Here is a 17,454-nt window from a genome sequence, read left to right on the forward strand (position 1 = left end):
CTGCCCTTGAAATGGGTAGTTCACAAAGGATCGTCGGTGCCCGACCAAAGCCGAGTGTTCGATGAGGCGCGGGGCTGTATACTTGTGGCCTATTTGAGGAGCGCTCCATGGTCGAAGATGTTGAACTGAATCGCCTCTACTGGCACAGCCGCCGCGGCATGCTTGAGCTTGACGTGTTGCTGGTGCCGTTTGTGAAAGAGGTTTATCCGCACCTCAACGAAGTTGATCGCGCCTGCTACGTCAGGCTGCTCGAATGCGAAGATCAGGACATGTTCGGCTGGTTCATGGAGCGCGCCGAATCGGAAGATCCGGAGCTTCAGCGCATGGTTCGCATGATCCTGGATCGTGTCCAGCCCAAGTAACGGGTTTGAATGCCGCTGGCATGCCTCACGGCAGTTGCTGGCGGCGTATCTTGTAGTCCAGCTGTTCGCGCTGGGTTCGTTGTTCCTGCTCGCCATACCGCTCTGGGCCAGTCTACCCGGTGCCTTGTGCTGTCTGTTGCACGGCGCCTGGACGCTGCCGCGACAGATTTTATTGACGCACCCACAGGCTTTTCGCGGCTTGCGGCGTGACGCTGATGGCTGGCAATTGTGGAGTCAGGCGCGGGGATGGCAGCCGGTGCAACTGCGTCCGGACAGCCTGGCACTGCCATTGGGGGTGGTGCTGCGTTTTCGTCTGCGCGGCGAGCGACGCGTCAGGACCCTTTGTGTGCCGCGGGATTCGCAGGCGGCGGATCTGCACCGACGCCTGCGAGTGCGGCTCAAGTTCAGTCGGCGTAGGTGGGCGGCACCAGGATAGTGTCCCGGGCGACCGGCAGCATGTTCGGGTAGTCGAGGGTGTAGTGCAGGCCGCGACTCTCCTTGCGCTCCATGGCTGAAAGGATCATCAGCTCGGCCACCTGGGCCAGGTTGCGCAATTCGATCAAATCCCGGCTGACCTTGTAGTTGCTGTAGAACTCGTCGATTTCGTCGAGCAACAGACGCACCCGGTGTTGCGCCCGTTGCAGGCGCTTGTTGGTGCGCACGATGCCGACGTAGTCCCACATGAATCGCCGCAGCTCATCCCAGTTGTGCGCAATGATCACGTCTTCATCGGAATCGGTCACCTGGCTCGCGTCCCAGATGGGCAGGGCAACAGGTGCCGACACCTGTTGCAACTGTTCCAGGATGTCCGCCGCTGCCGAGCGGGCGTAGACGAAGCACTCCAGCAACGAGTTGCTGGCCATGCGGTTGGCACCGTGCAGGCCGGTGAAGCTGGTTTCGCCAATCGCGTACAGCCCAGGCACATCGGTGCGACCCTGTTGATCGACCATCACGCCGCCACAGGTGTAGTGCGCCGCGGGCACCACCGGGATCGGCTGTTTGGTGATGTCGATGGAAAATTCGAGGCAACGTTCGTACACCGTCGGGAAGTGCGACTTGATGAACGCTTCAGACTTGTGGCTGATGTCCAGGTACACGCAGTCGACGCCAAGTCGCTTCATCTCATGGTCGATGGCCCGGGCGACGATGTCCCGTGGCGCCAGTTCGGCCCTGGGGTCGAAGCGCTGCATGAAGCGTTCGCCATTGGGCAGCTTCAGGTGCGCACCTTCGCCGCGCAGGGCTTCGGTGATCAGGAAACTCTTGGCTTGCGGGTGATACAGGCAGGTGGGGTGGAACTGGTTGAATTCCAGGTTCGCCACCCGGCAGCCCGAGCGCCAGGCCATGGCGATGCCATCACCGCAGGCGCCATCGGGGTTGCTGGTATAGAGGTAGACCTTGGCCGCGCCGCCGGAGGCGAGGATCACGAAGCGGGCGCCGTAGGTGTCGACTTGCCCGGTACCGCGATTGAGCACGTAGGCACCCAGGCAACGATCACCTTCAAGGCCCAGGCGCTTTTCGGTAATCAGGTCGACCGCGACTCGCTGCTCCAGCAACTCGATGTTGGGCCGTTGTTGGGCCTGGGTGAGCAACGTTCTGAAAATCGCCGCGCCGGTGGCGTCGGCTGCATGGATGATGCGGCGATGGCTGTGACCGCCTTCACGGGTCAGGTGGAACTCGAATCCGCCATCTTCGGTGCCGGACTGCTCGTCGCGGGTGAACGGCACGCCCTGGTCGATCAGCCATTGAATGGCCTCTCTGCTGTGCTCGACGGTAAAGCGCACGGCGTCTTCATGACACAACCCGCCACCGGCGTTGAGGGTGTCATCGACGTGGGACTCGATGGTGTCGGTGTCATCCAGAACCGCGGCGACCCCGCCCTGGGCCCAGAACGTCGAGCCATTGGCGAGGTCGCCTTTGCTCAATACGGCGATGCGCAAATGACCGGGCAAGGTCAGCGCAAGGCTCAAGCCGGCAGCACCGCTGCCAATTACCAGGACATCGTGTTGAAACTGTTGGCTCATTTCAGGATTCCGCTCAAAGCGACCCGGGTCGGGGTAGGCGCCAGACATCTGGACAGGCATGCCCGGCAGCCGCACAGCCCACTAGTATATAGAGGGGGGGAGCGGCACAATAGCCGAGCCGATATGGCATTGTGAAACTACTGTGACGGAAAACTGCTGACGCTTCGTCGGATGTTTTTTCCATCGGTTCGGCGACAAGCGAACTGTATCGTGGATTTAACACTCTTTTTCGCTTCAGGGTTGCACAATGTCGGTTCTGCGCAACTATAAATATTTGGAACTTTTGCCAAAGGCTCAAGATCAATAGACGGTTGCCTGAATCAAGGGACAGTGTCGGTTTCATCGCAGGATCGCGGTTGGATCCTTGCCGGTCAAACCGATGACAAGATTATTCGCGCAGCCGGGGAATCTCGCGCTGCGTTTTTCGTGCGTGCCGAATCAGAGCCCGCAGGAAACTTGCCTGGAGGGGGAGAACTTTTGCGAAAAGCCCGAGTCTATGTTTGCAAGCCCGGTCGTTTAGTAATGCAAGCCTCCTCCGAGCTTATCGAGGAGTGTTCATGCTAACCCAGGAAGAGGATCAGCAGCTGGTCGAACGCGTTCAGCGCGGCGACAAGCGTGCATTCGATCTGCTAGTGCTGAAATATCAGCACAAAATTCTCGGGTTGATCGTGCGTTTCGTGCACGACACCCATGAAGCCCAGGATGTAGCGCAAGAAGCCTTCATAAAGGCCTATCGCGCACTTGGTAATTTTCGCGGAGACAGCGCGTTTTATACGTGGCTTTACCGCATCGCCATCAACACGGCGAAGAACTATCTGGTTTCACGCGGCCGTCGGCCGCCGGATAGCGATGTCAGTTCCGAGGATGCAGAGTTCTACGATGGCGATCATGGCCTCAAGGATCTCGAGTCGCCAGAGCGGGCTTTGCTGCGGGATGAGATCGAAGGCACCGTCCATCGAACCATTCAGCAACTGCCAGAAGATTTGCGTACGGCTTTAACTTTACGTGAATTCGATGGTCTGAGTTACGAGGACATTGCGAGCGTCATGCAGTGTCCGGTGGGTACCGTGCGCTCCCGGATCTTCCGCGCCCGGGAGGCCATCGATAAAGCCCTGCAGCCGTTGTTGCAGGAAAACTAAAGACAGCGGCGACAGCCAAGAGAGGAACGCCATGAGTCGTGAAGCCCTGCAGGAATCGCTGTCCGCAGTGATGGATAACGAAGCGGACGAATTGGAATTGCGTCGGGTATTGAATGCCTTCGACGATGTTGAAACCCGTGAAACCTGGGCTCGTTATCAGATCGCTCGGGCGGTGATGCACAAGGATCTCCTGCTGCCACGCCTGGATATTGCCGCGGCTGTATCTGCTGCATTGGCTGACGAAGCCGTACCGGCAAAAGCCACCCGTGGTCCATGGCGCAGCCTGGGTCGCCTGGCCGTTGCCGCCTCGGTGACCCTGGCGGTATTGGCAGGTGTTCGTCTGTACAACCAGGACGAGATCGCTGGCGTCGAACTGGCACAGCAATCCACTCAACCAGGCTTGGCTGTCCCACAAGTCAAGGGCCCGGCTGTTCTGGCAGGCTACAATGAGAGTTCGGAAGCCACCGGCCCCATGGCCAACGGCGTATTGCAAGGTCAACCAGGCTTCAACGATCAGCGTTTGCCGGGCTACTTGCGCCAACATGCTCAACAGGCTGCACTGAAAGGTACTGAGAGCGCTCTGCCTTACGCTCGTGCAGCAAGCCTGGAAAACCGTTAAGGAGGATCATGCGCGCCATACCTCTACTTACGCTTTTGCTCAGTGGCTGGTTCGTTGTTCCAGCCCACGCCGATGAGGCTCATGACTGGTTGACCCGTCTTGGCCAGGCCGAGCAGCAGCAAAGCTTTCAAGGTACTTTTGTCTACGAGCGTAACGGTAGTTTTTCTACCCACAACATTTGGCACCGCGTCCAGGATGGCAAGGTCCGCGAGCGCTTGATCCAGCTCGACGGGACTGCTCAGGAGGTCGTGCGCGTTGATGGGCATACTCAATGCGTCAGCGGCAACCTGATGGCAGGGGTTGGGGATTCCTCCAGCTCCGCAGCTCGTGCACTTGATCCACAAAAGCTCAAGAATTGGTATGACCTTGCTGTCATTGGCAAGTCGCGCGTCGCTGGGCGCCCGGCAGTGATCGTCTCGCTGACCCCGCGTGACCAGCACCGTTACGGTTTTGAACTGCATCTGGATAAAGAAACCGGCCTGCCTCTGAAGTCATTGCTGCTGGATGACAAAGGGCGACTGCTCGAGCGCTTCCAGTTCACTCGACTCGATCCCGCTGCGGTTCCGTCCGACAGTGACCTGCAGCCCGGTTCCGATTGCAAGAAGGTCTTGGTCGACAGCGACAAGGCTTCGGCGGTCAAGGAAGCACGGGTCTGGCATTCGGACTGGTTGCCACCGGGTTTCGAATTGACCAGCAGTACGGCACGCAAGGATCCAGAGACCAAGGCTCTGGTCAACAGCCTGATGTATGACGATGGCCTCGCCCGTTTTTCAGTGTTCCTAGAGCCTTTGAGTGGTACTGGGGCGGCCGATACCCGTACTCAACTAGGGCCAACCGTTGCCGTTTCCCGGCGCTTGAGCACACCTCAAGGCGAAATGATCGTGACTGTCGTGGGTGAGATCCCGATCGGCACCGCTGAACGGATTGCCTTATCCATGCGAACCGACGCCACTGCGACCCAGCAGTGATGCGCACTCGAAATGTTTCGTGAGCATTTCAATTTGCAAATCCCGCCAGAATTTTTTATAGGTCAGAGCCCCTCGGCTCTGGCCTTGTTTGTTGTTCCCGGAACAAAAATACCGGCGTATCTTTCCTGGTGTTCCTTGCTCCATATCGCTTAACCATGCTCGTCGTAACGGGAGCCGTATGTCGATACCACGCTTGAAGTCTTACCTCTCCATTTTTGCCACCGTGCTGGTGCTCGGTCAGGCGGTCGCTGTTCAAGCGGTCGAATTGCCTGACTTCACGCAACTGGTCGAACAGGCCTCGCCTGCGGTGGTGAATATCAGCACTACGCAAAAACTGCCTGACCGCAAAGTGAACCAGCAGATGCCTGACCTCGAAGGCTTGCCGCCGATGCTGCGCGAGTTTTTCGAACGCGGCATGCCGCCGCAGCCTCGATCGCCACGTGGCGATCGTCAGCGCGAAGCGCAATCGTTGGGTTCGGGTTTCATCATCTCGCCTGACGGCTACATCCTGACCAATAATCATGTGATCGCCGATGCCGACGAAATCCTCGTGCGTCTGTCCGACCGCAGTGAAATGAAGGCCAAGCTGGTCGGCACCGATCCGCGATCCGATGTGGCGCTGCTGAAAATCGAAGCCAAGGATCTTCCGGTCCTGAAACTGGGTAAATCCCAGGATCTGAAAGCGGGGCAATGGGTCGTGGCCATTGGCTCGCCGTTTGGTTTCGACCATACCGTGACCCAGGGCATCGTCAGTGCCGTCGGTCGCAGCCTGCCGAATGAAAACTATGTGCCGTTCATCCAGACCGACGTGCCGATCAACCCGGGTAACTCGGGTGGGCCGCTGTTCAACCTCAACGGTGAGGTGGTCGGGATCAACTCGCAGATCTACACCCGTTCCGGCGGCTTCATGGGCGTATCGTTCGCGATCCCTATCGATGTGGCCATGGACGTTTCCAATCAGCTGAAAAGCGGTGGCAAGGTCAGCCGTGGCTGGTTGGGTGTGGTGATCCAGGAAGTGAACAAGGATCTGGCCGAATCGTTCGGCCTGGAAAAGCCGGCCGGTGCGCTGGTCGCTCAGATTCAGGATGACGGCCCGGCTGCCAAGGGTGGGCTGCAGGTAGGCGATGTGATCCTGACCATGAATGGCCAGCCGATCGTCATGTCCGCCGATCTGCCACACCTGGTGGGCGCATTGAAGGCGGGCTCCAAGGCCAATCTGGAAGTGATCCGCGAAGGCAAGCGCAAGAATGTCGAACTGACTGTTGGCGCTATCCCGGAAGAAGGCAAGGAGCTGGACGACCTGCCACAGTCGAGTATCGAGCGAAGCAGCAACCGCCTGGGCGTTTCCGTGGCGGAGCTGACGGACGAACAGAAGAAAACCTACGAACTCAAGGGTGGCGTGGTGATCAAGGAGGTCCAGGACGGTCCTGCTTCGATGATCGGCCTGCAGCCAGGCGATATCATCACTCACCTGAACAATCAGGCGATCGGTTCGGCCAAGGAGTTCACGGACATCGCCAAAGCGTTGCCCAAGAACCGCTCGGTGTCGATGCGCGTACTGCGTCAGAACCGTGCGAGCTTCATCACCTTCAAGCTGGCTGAATAATCCGCTTGTCGGCTGAATGAAAAACCGCCTCGAAAGAGGCGGTTTTTTTTGGGGTGAAACTTGTCAGCCCATCATGTCCTTGATCATGCGCTCCTGCTCCATCAGCTCGCGCTGGCGGGCATCGATTCGCGAGGACAGCGGGAAATTGGTACCCGCCTTGCGCTTGGCAAAATCCAGTTGCTGAATGGCCTGGCGATAGTCGCCCACCAGCGCGAAATACTCGGCGCGCGCCTGGTGCAGGCCAATGATGTTGCCTGACAGTCCGCGGGTTTCGGCAACCTGATACCACACGTCCGGATCGTCCGGGCGCGATTTGAGCAGGCCTTCGAGGGCCTTTTCGGCATCGGCGGCGCGGTTCTGTTTCAGCAGCAGGTCGACGCGTACCTGGTTCAGCGGATAATTGCCGGGGTATTGCGTCAGCATCCGGTCAACCCTGGACTGTGCGTCCGGCAGGCGATTGTTGGTGATGTCCAGATCGACCTGAGCGAGGTTGTAGATGATCTCGTTCGGCGCTTTGGCCAGCAGCAACTTGAGGTTTTCCCGTGCTTCGTTCAGCTGGCCGCCCTTGATCTGGGCGATCGCAAGACCGTAGCGAGCCGCATCGTTTTTCGGATTTTCCTCCAGCAAGGCGCGGAAGCGCTTGGCGCCCAGGCCTGGGGTTTCTTCATAGATCAGCTGAACCCGTGTACGAATAAGCTGGTAACGCAGGGTGTCTTCGATGCCGCCTTTTGAGGCCTGCTCGGCACGGTTGCGGGTGTCGGCGATCCGCGATTCGGTCACCGGGTGAGTCAGCAGGAATTCCGGTGGCTTGGCGTCGAAGCGGTACTGACGCCCCAGGCGTTCGAACATGGTTGGCATTGAACGCGGGTCGTAGCCGGCCTTTTCCAGATTGAGGATGCCGATGCGGTCGGCTTCCTGTTCGTTCTGGCGAGAGAATCGCCGCTGTTCCTGGATGGCCGCCGCCTGCGTCCCAGCAATCGCCGCAATACCGGCATCGCCGGCACCGGCCGCCGCAATCACGATGCCGGCCAGCAACGCGGCCATCATCGGTACTTGCATGCGCTGCTGGGCTTCGACACCACGGGCAAAGTGGCGCTGCGACAAGTGAGCCAGTTCGTGCGCCATTACCGAGGCATATTCGCCTTCGGTCTGCGCATTGAGGAACAGGCCGCCGTTGACCCCGACAATCCCGCCGGGTGCCGCGAATGCGTTGAGCTGCGGGCTGTTGATCAGGATGAACTCCAGGCGCCGGTCATTGACCTGGCTGGTCTCCACCAGCCGGTAGACGCTGGATTCGACGTAATCCTTGAGCTGCGGGTCGTTGAGCTGCGCGACCTGGCTGCGCAACAGGGCCAGCCAGGCGCGGCCCAGCTGGTACTCCTGTTGCGGCGAGACGATGGCAGAACTGGCGTCACCGAGTGACGGCAGGTCGTCGGCGAAGCCCGGTGAGGCAAGCAGGCAAGCGAGCGTCAGCAGGGTAGGGCGCAAAAAAGTCATGCACAAAGCCTTAGTCGACAAAGAGCTTACTGTAGCCGGACACCAGCCCTGCGACCAGATATTCTAGGTAACTCAACCACCTGACCCGGAGTGATGCAATGATCGACGCTGTAGCCCATGACGTTGAACTCGACGCCAGTGGCCTCAATTGCCCGCTGCCGTTGCTCAAGGCCAAGATGGAACTCAACCGGATGGCCAGTGGCGCGGTGCTTAAGGTGACTGCCACCGATGCAGGTTCGCAGCGTGATTTCCGCACCTTTGCCCGATTGGCCGGTCATACGCTGCTTCGTGAAGAAGATGAAGCGGGCATTTACCGTTACTGGTTGAAAAAAGCCTGAAACCTGCAGCGTTCGCTCCTAAGGAATATTGATGTTCAAAGTGTTGCGCGACTGGATTCAGCGCTACTTCTCCGATGAAGAGGCCGTGGTTCTGGCGGTGCTGTTGTTCCTGGCATTCACCGCCGTGCTGACCCTGGGCGGCATGCTCGCGCCGGTGCTGGCCGGAATGGTGCTGGCCTACCTGATGCAGGGCCTGGTGGTGAGCCTGGAGCGAATGCGGATGCCGGGCGGGGTCGCGGTGGGGCTGGTCTTCGCGCTGTTCATGGGGCTGCTGCTGGTGTTCATCGTGGTCGTGGTGCCGTTGCTCTGGCATCAGCTGATCACCTTGTTCAACGAATTACCCGGCATGCTCGCCAAGTGGCAGACGCTGTTGCTGCTGCTACCGGAGCGCTATCCGCACCTGGTGTCCGACGAGCAGGTGCTGCAAGCCATTGAAGTGGCGCGGGGCGAGATCGGCAAGTTTGGCCAATGGGCGTTGACGTTTTCGCTGTCGAGCCTGCCGCTGCTGGTCAACATCATGATCTATCTGGTGCTGGTGCCGATCCTGGTGTTCTTCTTTCTCAAGGACCGGCAAATGATCGGCCAGTGGGTGCGCGGCTACCTGCCCCGTGAGCGGGCGCTGATCACCCGCGTCGCCCATGAGATGAACCGGCAGATCGCCAACTACATTCGTGGCAAGGTCATCGAGATTTTCATTTGTGGCGGGGTGACCTACGTCGCCTTTGTCGTCCTGGATCTCAACTATGCGGCGCTGCTGGCCTTGCTGGTGGGCATCTCGGTGGTCGTGCCCTACGTCGGGGCGGTGGTGGTGACCGTGCCTGTGTTCCTGATAGCGCTGTTCCAGTGGGGCTGGAGCGATCAGTTCATCTATTTGATGGCGGTCTACGGGATTATCCAGACGCTGGATGGCAACGTGCTGGTGCCACTGTTGTTCTCGGAAGCCGTGAACCTGCATCCGGTGGCGATCATCTGCGCGGTGTTGTTGTTTGGCGGGCTGTGGGGCTTCTGGGGGGTGTTCTTTGCGATTCCCCTGGCGACGCTGTTCAAGGCCGTACTCGACGCGTGGCCGCGCAAGGAGCCGGTGGTGGCGCCTCTGCTTTAACTATCATCCCCGAACATTTCGTGGGGCTGATGGCCTCTTCCCGAGCAGGCTCGGTCCCACAGTTGACCGAGTCGTCCAGTCATACTCGGTTAACTGTGGGAGCGAGCCTGCTCGCGAAGGCGCCGCAACAGGCGCCCAATCAATCAGGCTTTGTCGAGGGCCTGGGCAGCAGCCAAAACAGCATCCACATGCCCCGGCACCTTCACGCCGCGCCATTCCTGACGCAACACTCCATCCTTGTCGATCAGGAACGTGCTGCGATCCACGCCCATATATTCCTTGCCATAAAGCTTTTTAAGCTTGATCACATCAAACAGCTGGCAGAGCGCTTCTTCCTTGTCGCTGATCAGCTCGAAGGTGAATGCCTGCTTGGCCTTGAAGTTCTCATGGGACTTCAGGCTATCGCGGGACACGCCGAACACTTCGGTGTTGGCGGCCTTGAAGGCGTCCAGCTGATCGCGAAAGCCCTGGCCCTGGGTGGTGCAGCCCGGCGTGCTGTCCTTGGGGTAGAAGTAGATCACTACCTGCTTGCCCTTGAGGTCTGCGAGACGGACGGTTTGCCCGCTGGTGGCGGGTGCTTCGAAGTCGGCAACCGGTTGGTCGAGTGCAACGGCCATGAATGCTTCCTTACATTGGGTTCTGTGGACGCCACGGTTCGATCAGGGCGTCGAGGTTCAGCGCGTCGGCGAAGTCCAGGAACTGGTCGCGCAACCAGCTGATTTGCACACCGGCCGGCAGGGTCACGGTAAACGTGGCATTGAGCATGGTGCCGCCGGTCTGTGGTGCCTGATAGGTGTCACAGGTCAGGTTTTCCAGTTCGACATTGTGGTCCATGAAGAACTGGCACAGCTCGTTGATGATGTCCGAGCGGTAGGCCGAGCTGACATAGGCCACGTAGGGCAGGGCCTGGGGACGGTTCTCCAGGGCGGCGCTGCGCACCACATTGACGGTGAAGGCATGCCGTTTTGCCAGGGTCGTCAGGCTGCCTTCCAGGCGAGCCAGGGCGTCCCAGCTGCCGGAGATTTCGAGGACCAGCGCACTGCACTCGCCATGACGCGTCAGGCGAGAGGTGACCACGGCGCAGCGGTTTTCATGGCTGGCGCGGCACAGGACGTTAGTCAGCTCCATGGGGTTGGCGCCGAGGGCACTGATGACAAGGAATTGTTCGCGAACTGTGGGGGTGGACATGCAGCATTCCTAAAGCGATGAGCGGTCGGTACTTCTATCGGCTGGTTTTGCCGGGAGCGCGCCTGCGGATGCGAATTATCAAAGCCCCGGGCACAAGGTCGCAACGTGGCTCCAGAGTAGCAGGAGCGGGGGTGGCAACGCTGGATCGGGGGCTTGTGATGTCGAAAATGGAGGTGCAAACCCGAAATACGAGCTTAGCAGTATCGATCAAAGTCTGAAGGGTAGCGAAAAGCGGCGCCTAGGGGAATGGCGGCAGCGCAGTACTTCGCTTGTGCAAGCATCTTGGCGCCAGTACCATTACGGCTCTCTTTTTCCGGCAGGAGCGGTTGCATGATTGCGGGCAGTATGGTGGCACTGGTCACACCCATGGATGCACAAGGTCGTCTCGACTGGGACAGCCTGAGCAAACTGGTGGACTTTCACCTGCAAAACGGCACCCACGCCATCGTGGCGGTCGGCACCACAGGTGAATCGGCCACTCTTGATGTGAGCGAACACATCGAAGTGATCCGTCGCGTAGTCAAGCAGGTCAACGGGCGCATTCCGGTCATCGCCGGCACCGGCGCCAACTCGACTCGCGAGGCGATCGAGCTGACCACCAATGCAAAGACCGCGGGCGCCGATGCTTGCCTGCTGGTCACGCCGTACTACAACAAGCCGACCCAGGAAGGCCTGTACCAGCACTTCAAGGCGATCGCCGAAGCCGTCGACATCCCGCAGATCCTCTACAACGTGCCAGGCCGCACCGCCTGCGACATGCTGGCCGAGACCGTGATCCGCCTGTCGAGCGTCAAGAACATCATCGGTATCAAGGAAGCCACCGGCGACCTGCAGCGCGCCAAGGCCATCATCGACGGTGTCGACAGCAACTTCCTGGTGATCTCCGGTGACGACGCCACTGCCGTCGAGCTGATCCTGCTGGGCGGCAAGGGCAACATTTCGGTGACGGCCAACGTCGCCCCGCGTGACATGGCCGACCTGTGCATTGCCGCGCTGAACGGCGAAGCCGAGAAGGCGCGCGCCATTCACCAAAAGCTGATGCCACTCAATAAAACCCTGTTTATCGAGTCCAATCCAATTCCCGTGAAATGGGCGCTGCACGAAATGGGCCTGATGCCGGACGGTATCCGTCTGCCGCTCACCTGGCTCAGCGCCGAATGTCACGAACCGCTGCGGCAGGCCATGCGCCAGTCCGGCGTCCTGGTTTAATTGAGGAAGTACAACGCATGAAGCGAATGGCCGGACTTTCCGCACTTGCCTTGATCATCTCCAGCACCAGTGGCTGTGGATGGGTCTGGGGCCCGGAAGGTTATTTCCGTGACCGTGGTAGCGATTACCTGGAAGCGCAACAGACTGCACCCATGCAATTGCCGCCGGATATCACCACCGCCAAGCGTCTGGATCCGCTGTTGCCGATTCCGCGCAACGTCGCCGATGACACCGCCAAGGGCGAATACATCGTGCCTCGTCCGCAGCCGTTGTCGGCCGCAGCCGACGCCAGTGGCTACTCGCTGCAAAAGAGCGGCGATACACGCTCGATCCTGGCGCAGAACCCGCCAGCGGAAGCGTGGCCCGTGGCCGTACAGTTCTTCCAGGACAACGGTTTCCGCCTGGACGAACAGCGCCCGCAAACCGGTGAGTTCACCACCACCTGGCAGCGTTCCGACGAACTGTCCGCCGCCATGGCCAAGCGCCTGAGCGCGGCCGGTGTCAGCACCGACAGCGAAACCCGCGTGCGGGTACGCATCGAGCCAGGCGTACAGCGCAACACCAGTGAAATCTACGTGGTCAGCGCCGAGCGTCCTGCCGGCAGCACGGCCGACGTCGCCTTCACCAACCGTTCGGTCAACACTGGCCTGGACTCGGCGCTGGTCGACGACATGCTGGCGAGCATGAGCCGCATCTCCGAGAAGGGCGGTTCGGTCTCCATGCTGGCCTCTCGCGATTCCGACGCGCCAAGTCGCGTCAGCCTGAGCGAAGACGGTAGCGGCAACCCGGTGCTGAACGTCGGTACCGACCTGGATCGTGCCTGGTCGAGCGTCGGTCGTGCGCTGGAGCAGGGCGAATGGCGCGTTGAAGACATCAACCGCAGCCTGGGCCTGTACTACATCAACCTCGCTGAAAAAGCCGAGAAGAAGGACGACCAGCCTGGGTTCTTCAGCAGCCTGTTCGGCAGTGCGCCGAGCAAGGAAGAAGTCGAGTCCCGTGCCGAGCGCTATCAGGTTCGCCTGAGCAAGGTGGGCGACAGCGTCCAGGTCACCGTCGAGAAAAACATCAACACCGTGGCGCCGGCTGACGTGGCGCGCAAAGTGTTGAGCGTGATTCAGGACAATCTGGGCTGATCACATGCGTTTTGCCGTTCTCGGCAGCGGTAGCCAAGGGAATGGCACGCTGATAGCCAGCGCTGATACGTATGTGCTGGTGGATTGTGGTTTCTCCCTGCGGGAAACCGAAAAACGCTTGCTGCGCCTGGGTGTAGACCCTGCGCAGTTGAGCGCGATACTCGTGACCCACGAACATGCCGACCACGTGCATGGCGTGGGTTTGCTGTCTCGGCGTTACAATCTGCCTGTCTACCTCAGTCGCGGGACCCTGCGCGGGATGCGCAAACCGGTCGAGCCCGCGGGCTTCCTGGCCGGTGGCGAACAACTGCAGATCGGCGACTTGAGCATTGGTGTCATTGCCGTGGCCCACGATGCGCAGGAGCCGACGCAATACGTTTTCAGCGACGGTGAGCGGCGCTTCGGCCTGTTGACCGACCTGGGCTCATATTGCAACAAGGTGCTGGACGGCTATCGCGACCTCGATGCATTGATGATCGAGGCCAACCATTGCCGCGACATGCTGGCTCGCGGTCATTACCCGTACTTTCTCAAGCAGCGGGTGGGCGGTGAGCTGGGACATTTGAACAACCATCAGGCGGCATTCCTGGTGTCCGAGTTAGGCTGGAAAGACCTGCAACACCTGGTCCTGGCCCATCTGAGCAGCAAGAACAACCTGCCGCGGCTGGCCCGGCAATGTTTTGTCGACACCCTCGGGTGCGACCCGGACTGGCTGCAACTGGCCGATCAAGATTCAGGGCTCGACTGGCGACACATCGCCTAGCCCACCTACTTAGCAAGCGGAGCCCATCATGGAAAAACGTGAAGAACTCTACCGCGGCAAAGCCAAATCGGTTTACAAGACCGACGACGCTAACCGCTTGATCCTGCTGTTTCGCAACGACACTTCGGCGTTCGACGGCAAGCGCATCGAACAGCTCGACCGCAAAGGCATGGTGAACAACAAGTTCAACGCCTTCATCATGCAGAAACTCGAAGCCGCCGGCGTGCCGACCCAATTCGACAAACTGCTGGGCGACAACGAATGCCTGGTGAAGAAGCTCGACATGATCCCTGTCGAGTGCGTCGTGCGTAACTACGCCGCCGGCAGCCTGGTCAAGCGCCTGGGCGTTGAAGAAGGTTTGAAGCTCAACCCTTACACCTTCGAACTGTTCCTGAAGGACGACGCCAAGGGCGACCCGTTCATCAACGAATCCCACGTCGTGGCCTTCGGTTGGGGCACTGCCGAGCAACTGGTGCGCATGAAGGAGCTGTCGCTCAAGGTCAACGATGTCCTGAGCAAACTGTTCGACGACGCCGGCCTGCTGCTGGTCGACTTCAAACTGGAATTCGGCGTATTCCACGACGGCACCATCGTCCTGGGTGACGAATTCAGCCCGGACGGCTGCCGCCTGTGGGACAAGGCCACCAAGAAGAAAATGGACAAGGACCGCTTCCGCCAGGGCCTCGGTGACGTCATCGAAGCCTACGAAGAAGTCGCCAATCGTCTGGGCGTACCGCTTTAATCGACGCAAGCATCTGATAGCACAGAAAAAAATTGCGAAAGAGGGTTTGCTTTCGGCAAAAGTGTTGTTATGATGCGCGCCGTTGGAGAGATGCCAGAGTGGCCGAATGGGACGGATTCGAAATCCGTTGTACCTTCACCGGTACCTAGGGTTCGAATCCCTATCTCTCCGCCATTATTAAGTACGATTAAACCCCTGAAAATGTTGAAGTTTTCAGGGGTTTTTTCGTTTCTAGCGTCATATTTAGGGCAAATTTAGGGCAGAAATCTACGACTCAAGGCCGTTCTATACCGCTGGACGCCTTTCACTGATGTCATCTGATACTCTGCGTTCATCTGTAACATTAGGTAATCGGGGAACTGGGAAGGATGAGTTACGACGCCAAGGTTTTTAACGTGATGGTTGCTTCGCCTGGGGATGTCCAAGCTGAGCGTGCAGTCTTCCGTGAAGTCATTCACGAATGGAACGCCATCCATTCTGAAGCGAGGAAGGTTGTACTCATGCCCGTCGGTTGGGAAACTCATTCTTCACCGGAAATGGGAGCCGGCGGCCCTCAGGACATCATCAACAAGCAAGTCCTTCACAGCTGCGATCTTTTGGTAGGTATTTTCTGGACGAAAGCCGGAACTCGTACAACGGAGTTTGCCAGTGGAACGATTGAGGAGATTGAAAGGCATATAGCCGCTGGGCGTTTGGCGATGTTGTATTTCTCCAGTACACCAGTAGTGATAGATAACGTTGATCATGAGCAGTACCAAACTCTGAAAGCATTCAAAGAATCCTGTCGAAGCCGTGGCCTGTACGAGTCTTTTGAAGGTCTCGGTGAGTTTCGTACTAAATTCACCAGGCAACTTCAACAAAAACTTAACGCTCATGAAATGTTCAAGCTTGCACAGGTGCAGCTTCCGGATGCAGTTCCTATGGCTTCAGGCACTTTTCCTCCGGCAACTCAGTCGCTGACGTTGGAAGCTAGAACTTTGCTGAAAGAAGCAAGCCAGGATCCGCAGGGCCAAATCCTATATCTCCACTTTTTAGGCGGATCTGCGATGCAATCAAACGGTAAAAGCTTTTTGGAGAGTGCTGAGCGCCGAGTGATTGCAAGGTGGGAGGCCGGGTTGAATCAGCTTCAGAATGAGGAATTGGTCACTCCGCGGGGGGTAAAGGGGGAGATTTTCGAGATCACCGCGAAGGGCTATGAGTTCGCCGATAAAATAGATTCTTGACAATAAAGTCAAAATAGATCTTGAGATGCGCCTCAGCGCATCTCAAGATCTAGGTCATCCATCTTCGCTTCCCCGGAAACCGAGCATCTTCGAAACGATACCCGCCATGCTCTTGGTATCCTTCGGTATCCATCTCCCGTAGTGCTTTCTCACCATCGTTGTGTCGGCATGTCCGAGTTGTCGGGCAACCCATTCGACCGGTACATAGCTCGACAACATCTGGCTGGCAAAGGTGTGGCGGCACTGATTCGCCCCGCGGTGGCGGACCTCTGCCTTTTTCAGATGGGCAGTAAACCAATTGCTCAGTGTCTTGCCACTCCACAGCAAACCGCTGGTCGAGCTGCGGAAAAGGAATCTGACTTTCATTTTCTTGGACGTGATGTTGTCGCGCTGGATGACAGTGATCTCCACGGATGGGGCGTCTTTGGCAGCGGCAACAATCTCCCGCATCAGTTCAAGTGCTGGGTCGATGAGCTCGACGACTCGAACCCTGGATCGCTCTTTGGGGACTTTGAATTCACCGACGACCAATGCCCTGCGAACGTGTACCAGGCCGGCTTCAAGATCGATGTCTTCAACGGCAAGCCCGATGAGCTCGGACAGGGACAGCCCGGCCCAGCAGTTGAACTCAATCATCCGGGCGTCAGCTCGCCGGTCGGGATCCGCGTTGCCAATCAAGTCGATCTCGGTGCGACTGAAGGGGTCTGCATGCTCCAGGTCGACGTCAGATCCGACGTTGCTGATCCGGTCGAGCGGATTGGCTTTCAAGATGCCGTCGCCGAAGGCATCAGCCCAGACCCCACGGACGACCGTGAAAATGTCGTTCACTGTCTTCGGTGCGAGGCCTTGCTTGAGTAACTGCGCCTGGAACAACTCGATGTCGCTCTTACTGATGTCGACGATCCGGCGTTTGCCGAATTTCTTCTCGACGTGCACAGCTTTACTGACGTAGTTAACGACAGTGCTCGAAGCTTTGAGCGCGCGCTGAACCTCCAGCCAGCGATCAATGCCTTCTTTCACTGTGCGCTTTAGCGAAGGGCCGCCAGTCCCCGTAAACATGGCAGCCCTGGGCGAGTTCGGAAAGTGGGCCGCATAGTCGAAGCGGCCCTCTTTTATTTCCGCGAGGATGGTGCGGCGCTTGTTGTCGGCGTAGGCGATCGCGGCCTTGTTAACTTTCGAGACTCCTTCCAAGGGTTCCCGGCACCGTTGGCCGTTGAAGATGAACCAAATGCGTAACTGCTTGCCGTTCATCTCAACGCCGGTCGGCATCTTGTCGGTCATGGTTTCCCTTCCATCCAGCGTTCAATGGCGGAGCGGTTGTAAACGATCACGTTGGCTGGGTCCTTGCGCCAGTGTTTGCCTTCAAGCCAGAGGCCGCGGGTGCGGTACTTGCGGACAGCTTCGGTGCTCAGACCGAACACTGGATACAGCAGGTCCTGGCGGAACCAGGCGCCTGGTGTGATGTGGAGGTCGAGTTTCTCTGCTGCGCTCATTGTTGTTTCTCCCCTGCGCGCCGGGCGATACCCTCGGCTTGGCGCTGCTTG

Annotated in this window: 19 protein-coding genes and 1 tRNA gene; 14 read left to right on the plus strand and 6 right to left on the minus strand. The window is 58.8% G+C overall.

The features are described 5' to 3' along the window. Positions 1-107: 107 nt before the first annotated feature. Positions 108-362 (plus strand): FAD assembly factor SdhE, encoded by a 255-nt coding sequence (locus ACA054_RS07220; protein ID WP_007898624.1) that lies wholly within the window; start codon positions 108-110, stop codon positions 360-362. Beyond that, a complete protein-coding gene (locus ACA054_RS07225; protein WP_497688788.1) occupies positions 346-798 on the plus strand; it encodes a protein YgfX in 453 nt (150 codons plus the stop codon). Before ACA054_RS07220 ends, ACA054_RS07225 begins: the two co-directional genes overlap by 17 nt. Here the strand turns inward: ACA054_RS07225 and nadB are convergent. Next, entirely contained in the window at positions 767-2,383 is a 1,617-nt protein-coding gene (gene nadB / locus ACA054_RS07230) for an L-aspartate oxidase (RefSeq protein WP_497688789.1), read from the minus strand. The two genes, ACA054_RS07225 and nadB, sit on opposite strands and share 32 nt — an antisense overlap. 557 nt (positions 2,384-2,940) lie before the next feature. On the opposite strand from nadB, the gene rpoE reads away from it, so the two are divergent. The 4 genes from rpoE to ACA054_RS07250 all read left to right on the plus strand — a co-directional run bounded on the left by rpoE (position 2,941) and on the right by ACA054_RS07250 (position 6,715). Continuing rightward, complete coding sequence (rpoE, locus tag ACA054_RS07235) at positions 2,941-3,522, plus strand: RNA polymerase sigma factor RpoE/AlgU (protein WP_003172477.1); 582 nt, start codon at positions 2,941-2,943, stop codon at positions 3,520-3,522. A 31-nt stretch (positions 3,523-3,553) separates the two neighbouring features. Beyond that, a complete protein-coding gene (locus ACA054_RS07240; protein ID WP_497688790.1) occupies positions 3,554-4,141 on the plus strand; it encodes a sigma-E factor negative regulatory protein in 588 nt (195 codons plus the stop codon). Positions 4,142-4,149: 8 nt separating this feature from the next. After that, the gene (locus ACA054_RS07245) at positions 4,150-5,109 is read left to right on the plus strand and encodes a MucB/RseB C-terminal domain-containing protein (protein ID WP_497688791.1); all 960 of its coding nucleotides are present in this window, start codon (positions 4,150-4,152) and stop codon (positions 5,107-5,109) included. Between the two features lie 178 nt (positions 5,110-5,287). Next, positions 5,288-6,715 (plus strand): DegQ family serine endoprotease, encoded by a 1,428-nt coding sequence (locus tag ACA054_RS07250; protein WP_497688792.1) that lies wholly within the window; start codon positions 5,288-5,290, stop codon positions 6,713-6,715. Between the two features lie 63 nt (positions 6,716-6,778). On the opposite strand, the gene ACA054_RS07255 is transcribed toward ACA054_RS07250, so the two are convergent. Beyond that, the gene (locus ACA054_RS07255; RefSeq protein WP_497688793.1) at positions 6,779-8,212 is read right to left on the minus strand and encodes a M48 family metallopeptidase; all 1,434 of its coding nucleotides are present in this window, start codon (positions 8,210-8,212) and stop codon (positions 6,779-6,781) included. 98 nt (positions 8,213-8,310) lie between these two features. Here ACA054_RS07255 and ACA054_RS07260 point away from each other — a divergent pair, with 98 nt between their 5' ends. Then, entirely contained in the window at positions 8,311-8,550 is a 240-nt protein-coding gene (locus tag ACA054_RS07260; protein ID WP_497688794.1) for a sulfurtransferase TusA family protein, read from the plus strand. 31 nt (positions 8,551-8,581) lie between these two features. Beyond that, positions 8,582-9,652 (plus strand): AI-2E family transporter, encoded by a 1,071-nt coding sequence (locus ACA054_RS07265; protein ID WP_497688795.1) that lies wholly within the window; start codon positions 8,582-8,584, stop codon positions 9,650-9,652. Between the two features lie 143 nt (positions 9,653-9,795). Here ACA054_RS07265 and ACA054_RS07270 read toward each other — a convergent pair whose 3' ends face one another. Both ACA054_RS07270 and ACA054_RS07275 read right to left on the minus strand, forming a co-directional pair. After that, the gene (locus ACA054_RS07270; protein ID WP_497688796.1) at positions 9,796-10,269 is read right to left on the minus strand and encodes a peroxiredoxin; all 474 of its coding nucleotides are present in this window, start codon (positions 10,267-10,269) and stop codon (positions 9,796-9,798) included. Between the two features lie 10 nt (positions 10,270-10,279). Then, positions 10,280-10,840 (minus strand): glycine cleavage system transcriptional repressor, encoded by a 561-nt coding sequence (locus tag ACA054_RS07275; protein ID WP_497688797.1) that lies wholly within the window; start codon positions 10,838-10,840, stop codon positions 10,280-10,282. Positions 10,841-11,170: 330 nt separating this feature from the next. Between ACA054_RS07275 and dapA the strand changes: the two genes are divergently transcribed. The 6 genes from dapA to ACA054_RS07305 all read left to right on the plus strand — a co-directional run bounded on the left by dapA (position 11,171) and on the right by ACA054_RS07305 (position 15,910). Next, entirely contained in the window at positions 11,171-12,049 is an 879-nt protein-coding gene (dapA, locus tag ACA054_RS07280; RefSeq protein WP_110752523.1) for a 4-hydroxy-tetrahydrodipicolinate synthase, read from the plus strand. A gap of 17 nt (positions 12,050-12,066) precedes the next feature. Beyond that, complete coding sequence (gene bamC / locus ACA054_RS07285) at positions 12,067-13,182, plus strand: NlpB/DapX family lipoprotein (RefSeq protein WP_497688798.1); 1,116 nt, start codon at positions 12,067-12,069, stop codon at positions 13,180-13,182. 4 nt (positions 13,183-13,186) lie between these two features. Continuing rightward, on the plus strand, positions 13,187-13,945 hold the full coding sequence (locus tag ACA054_RS07290; RefSeq protein ID WP_497688799.1) for an MBL fold metallo-hydrolase: 759 nt from the start codon (positions 13,187-13,189) through the stop codon (positions 13,943-13,945). A gap of 28 nt (positions 13,946-13,973) precedes the next feature. Further along, positions 13,974-14,687, plus strand: coding sequence for a phosphoribosylaminoimidazolesuccinocarboxamide synthase (gene purC, locus ACA054_RS07295; protein ID WP_065929120.1), 714 nt, complete (start codon positions 13,974-13,976; stop codon positions 14,685-14,687). 84 nt (positions 14,688-14,771) lie between these two features. Beyond that, positions 14,772-14,861 (plus strand) — tRNA-Ser (locus ACA054_RS07300). Between the two features lie 194 nt (positions 14,862-15,055). Continuing rightward, positions 15,056-15,910, plus strand: coding sequence for a DUF4062 domain-containing protein (locus tag ACA054_RS07305; protein ID WP_497688800.1), 855 nt, complete (start codon positions 15,056-15,058; stop codon positions 15,908-15,910). Between the two features lie 54 nt (positions 15,911-15,964). Here the strand turns inward: ACA054_RS07305 and ACA054_RS07310 are convergent, their stop codons facing one another. Both ACA054_RS07310 and xisR read right to left on the minus strand, forming a co-directional pair. Further along, the gene (locus ACA054_RS07310) at positions 15,965-17,191 is read right to left on the minus strand and encodes an Arm DNA-binding domain-containing protein (RefSeq protein ID WP_497688801.1); all 1,227 of its coding nucleotides are present in this window, start codon (positions 17,189-17,191) and stop codon (positions 15,965-15,967) included. Further along, positions 17,188-17,403 (minus strand): excisionase family protein, encoded by a 216-nt coding sequence (gene xisR / locus ACA054_RS07315; protein ID WP_497688802.1) that lies wholly within the window; start codon positions 17,401-17,403, stop codon positions 17,188-17,190. The genes ACA054_RS07310 and xisR overlap by 4 nt, the downstream gene beginning before the upstream one ends. Positions 17,404-17,454 lie beyond the last annotated feature (51 nt).

The organism is Pseudomonas sp. LBUM1653 (genome assembly GCF_059716115.1).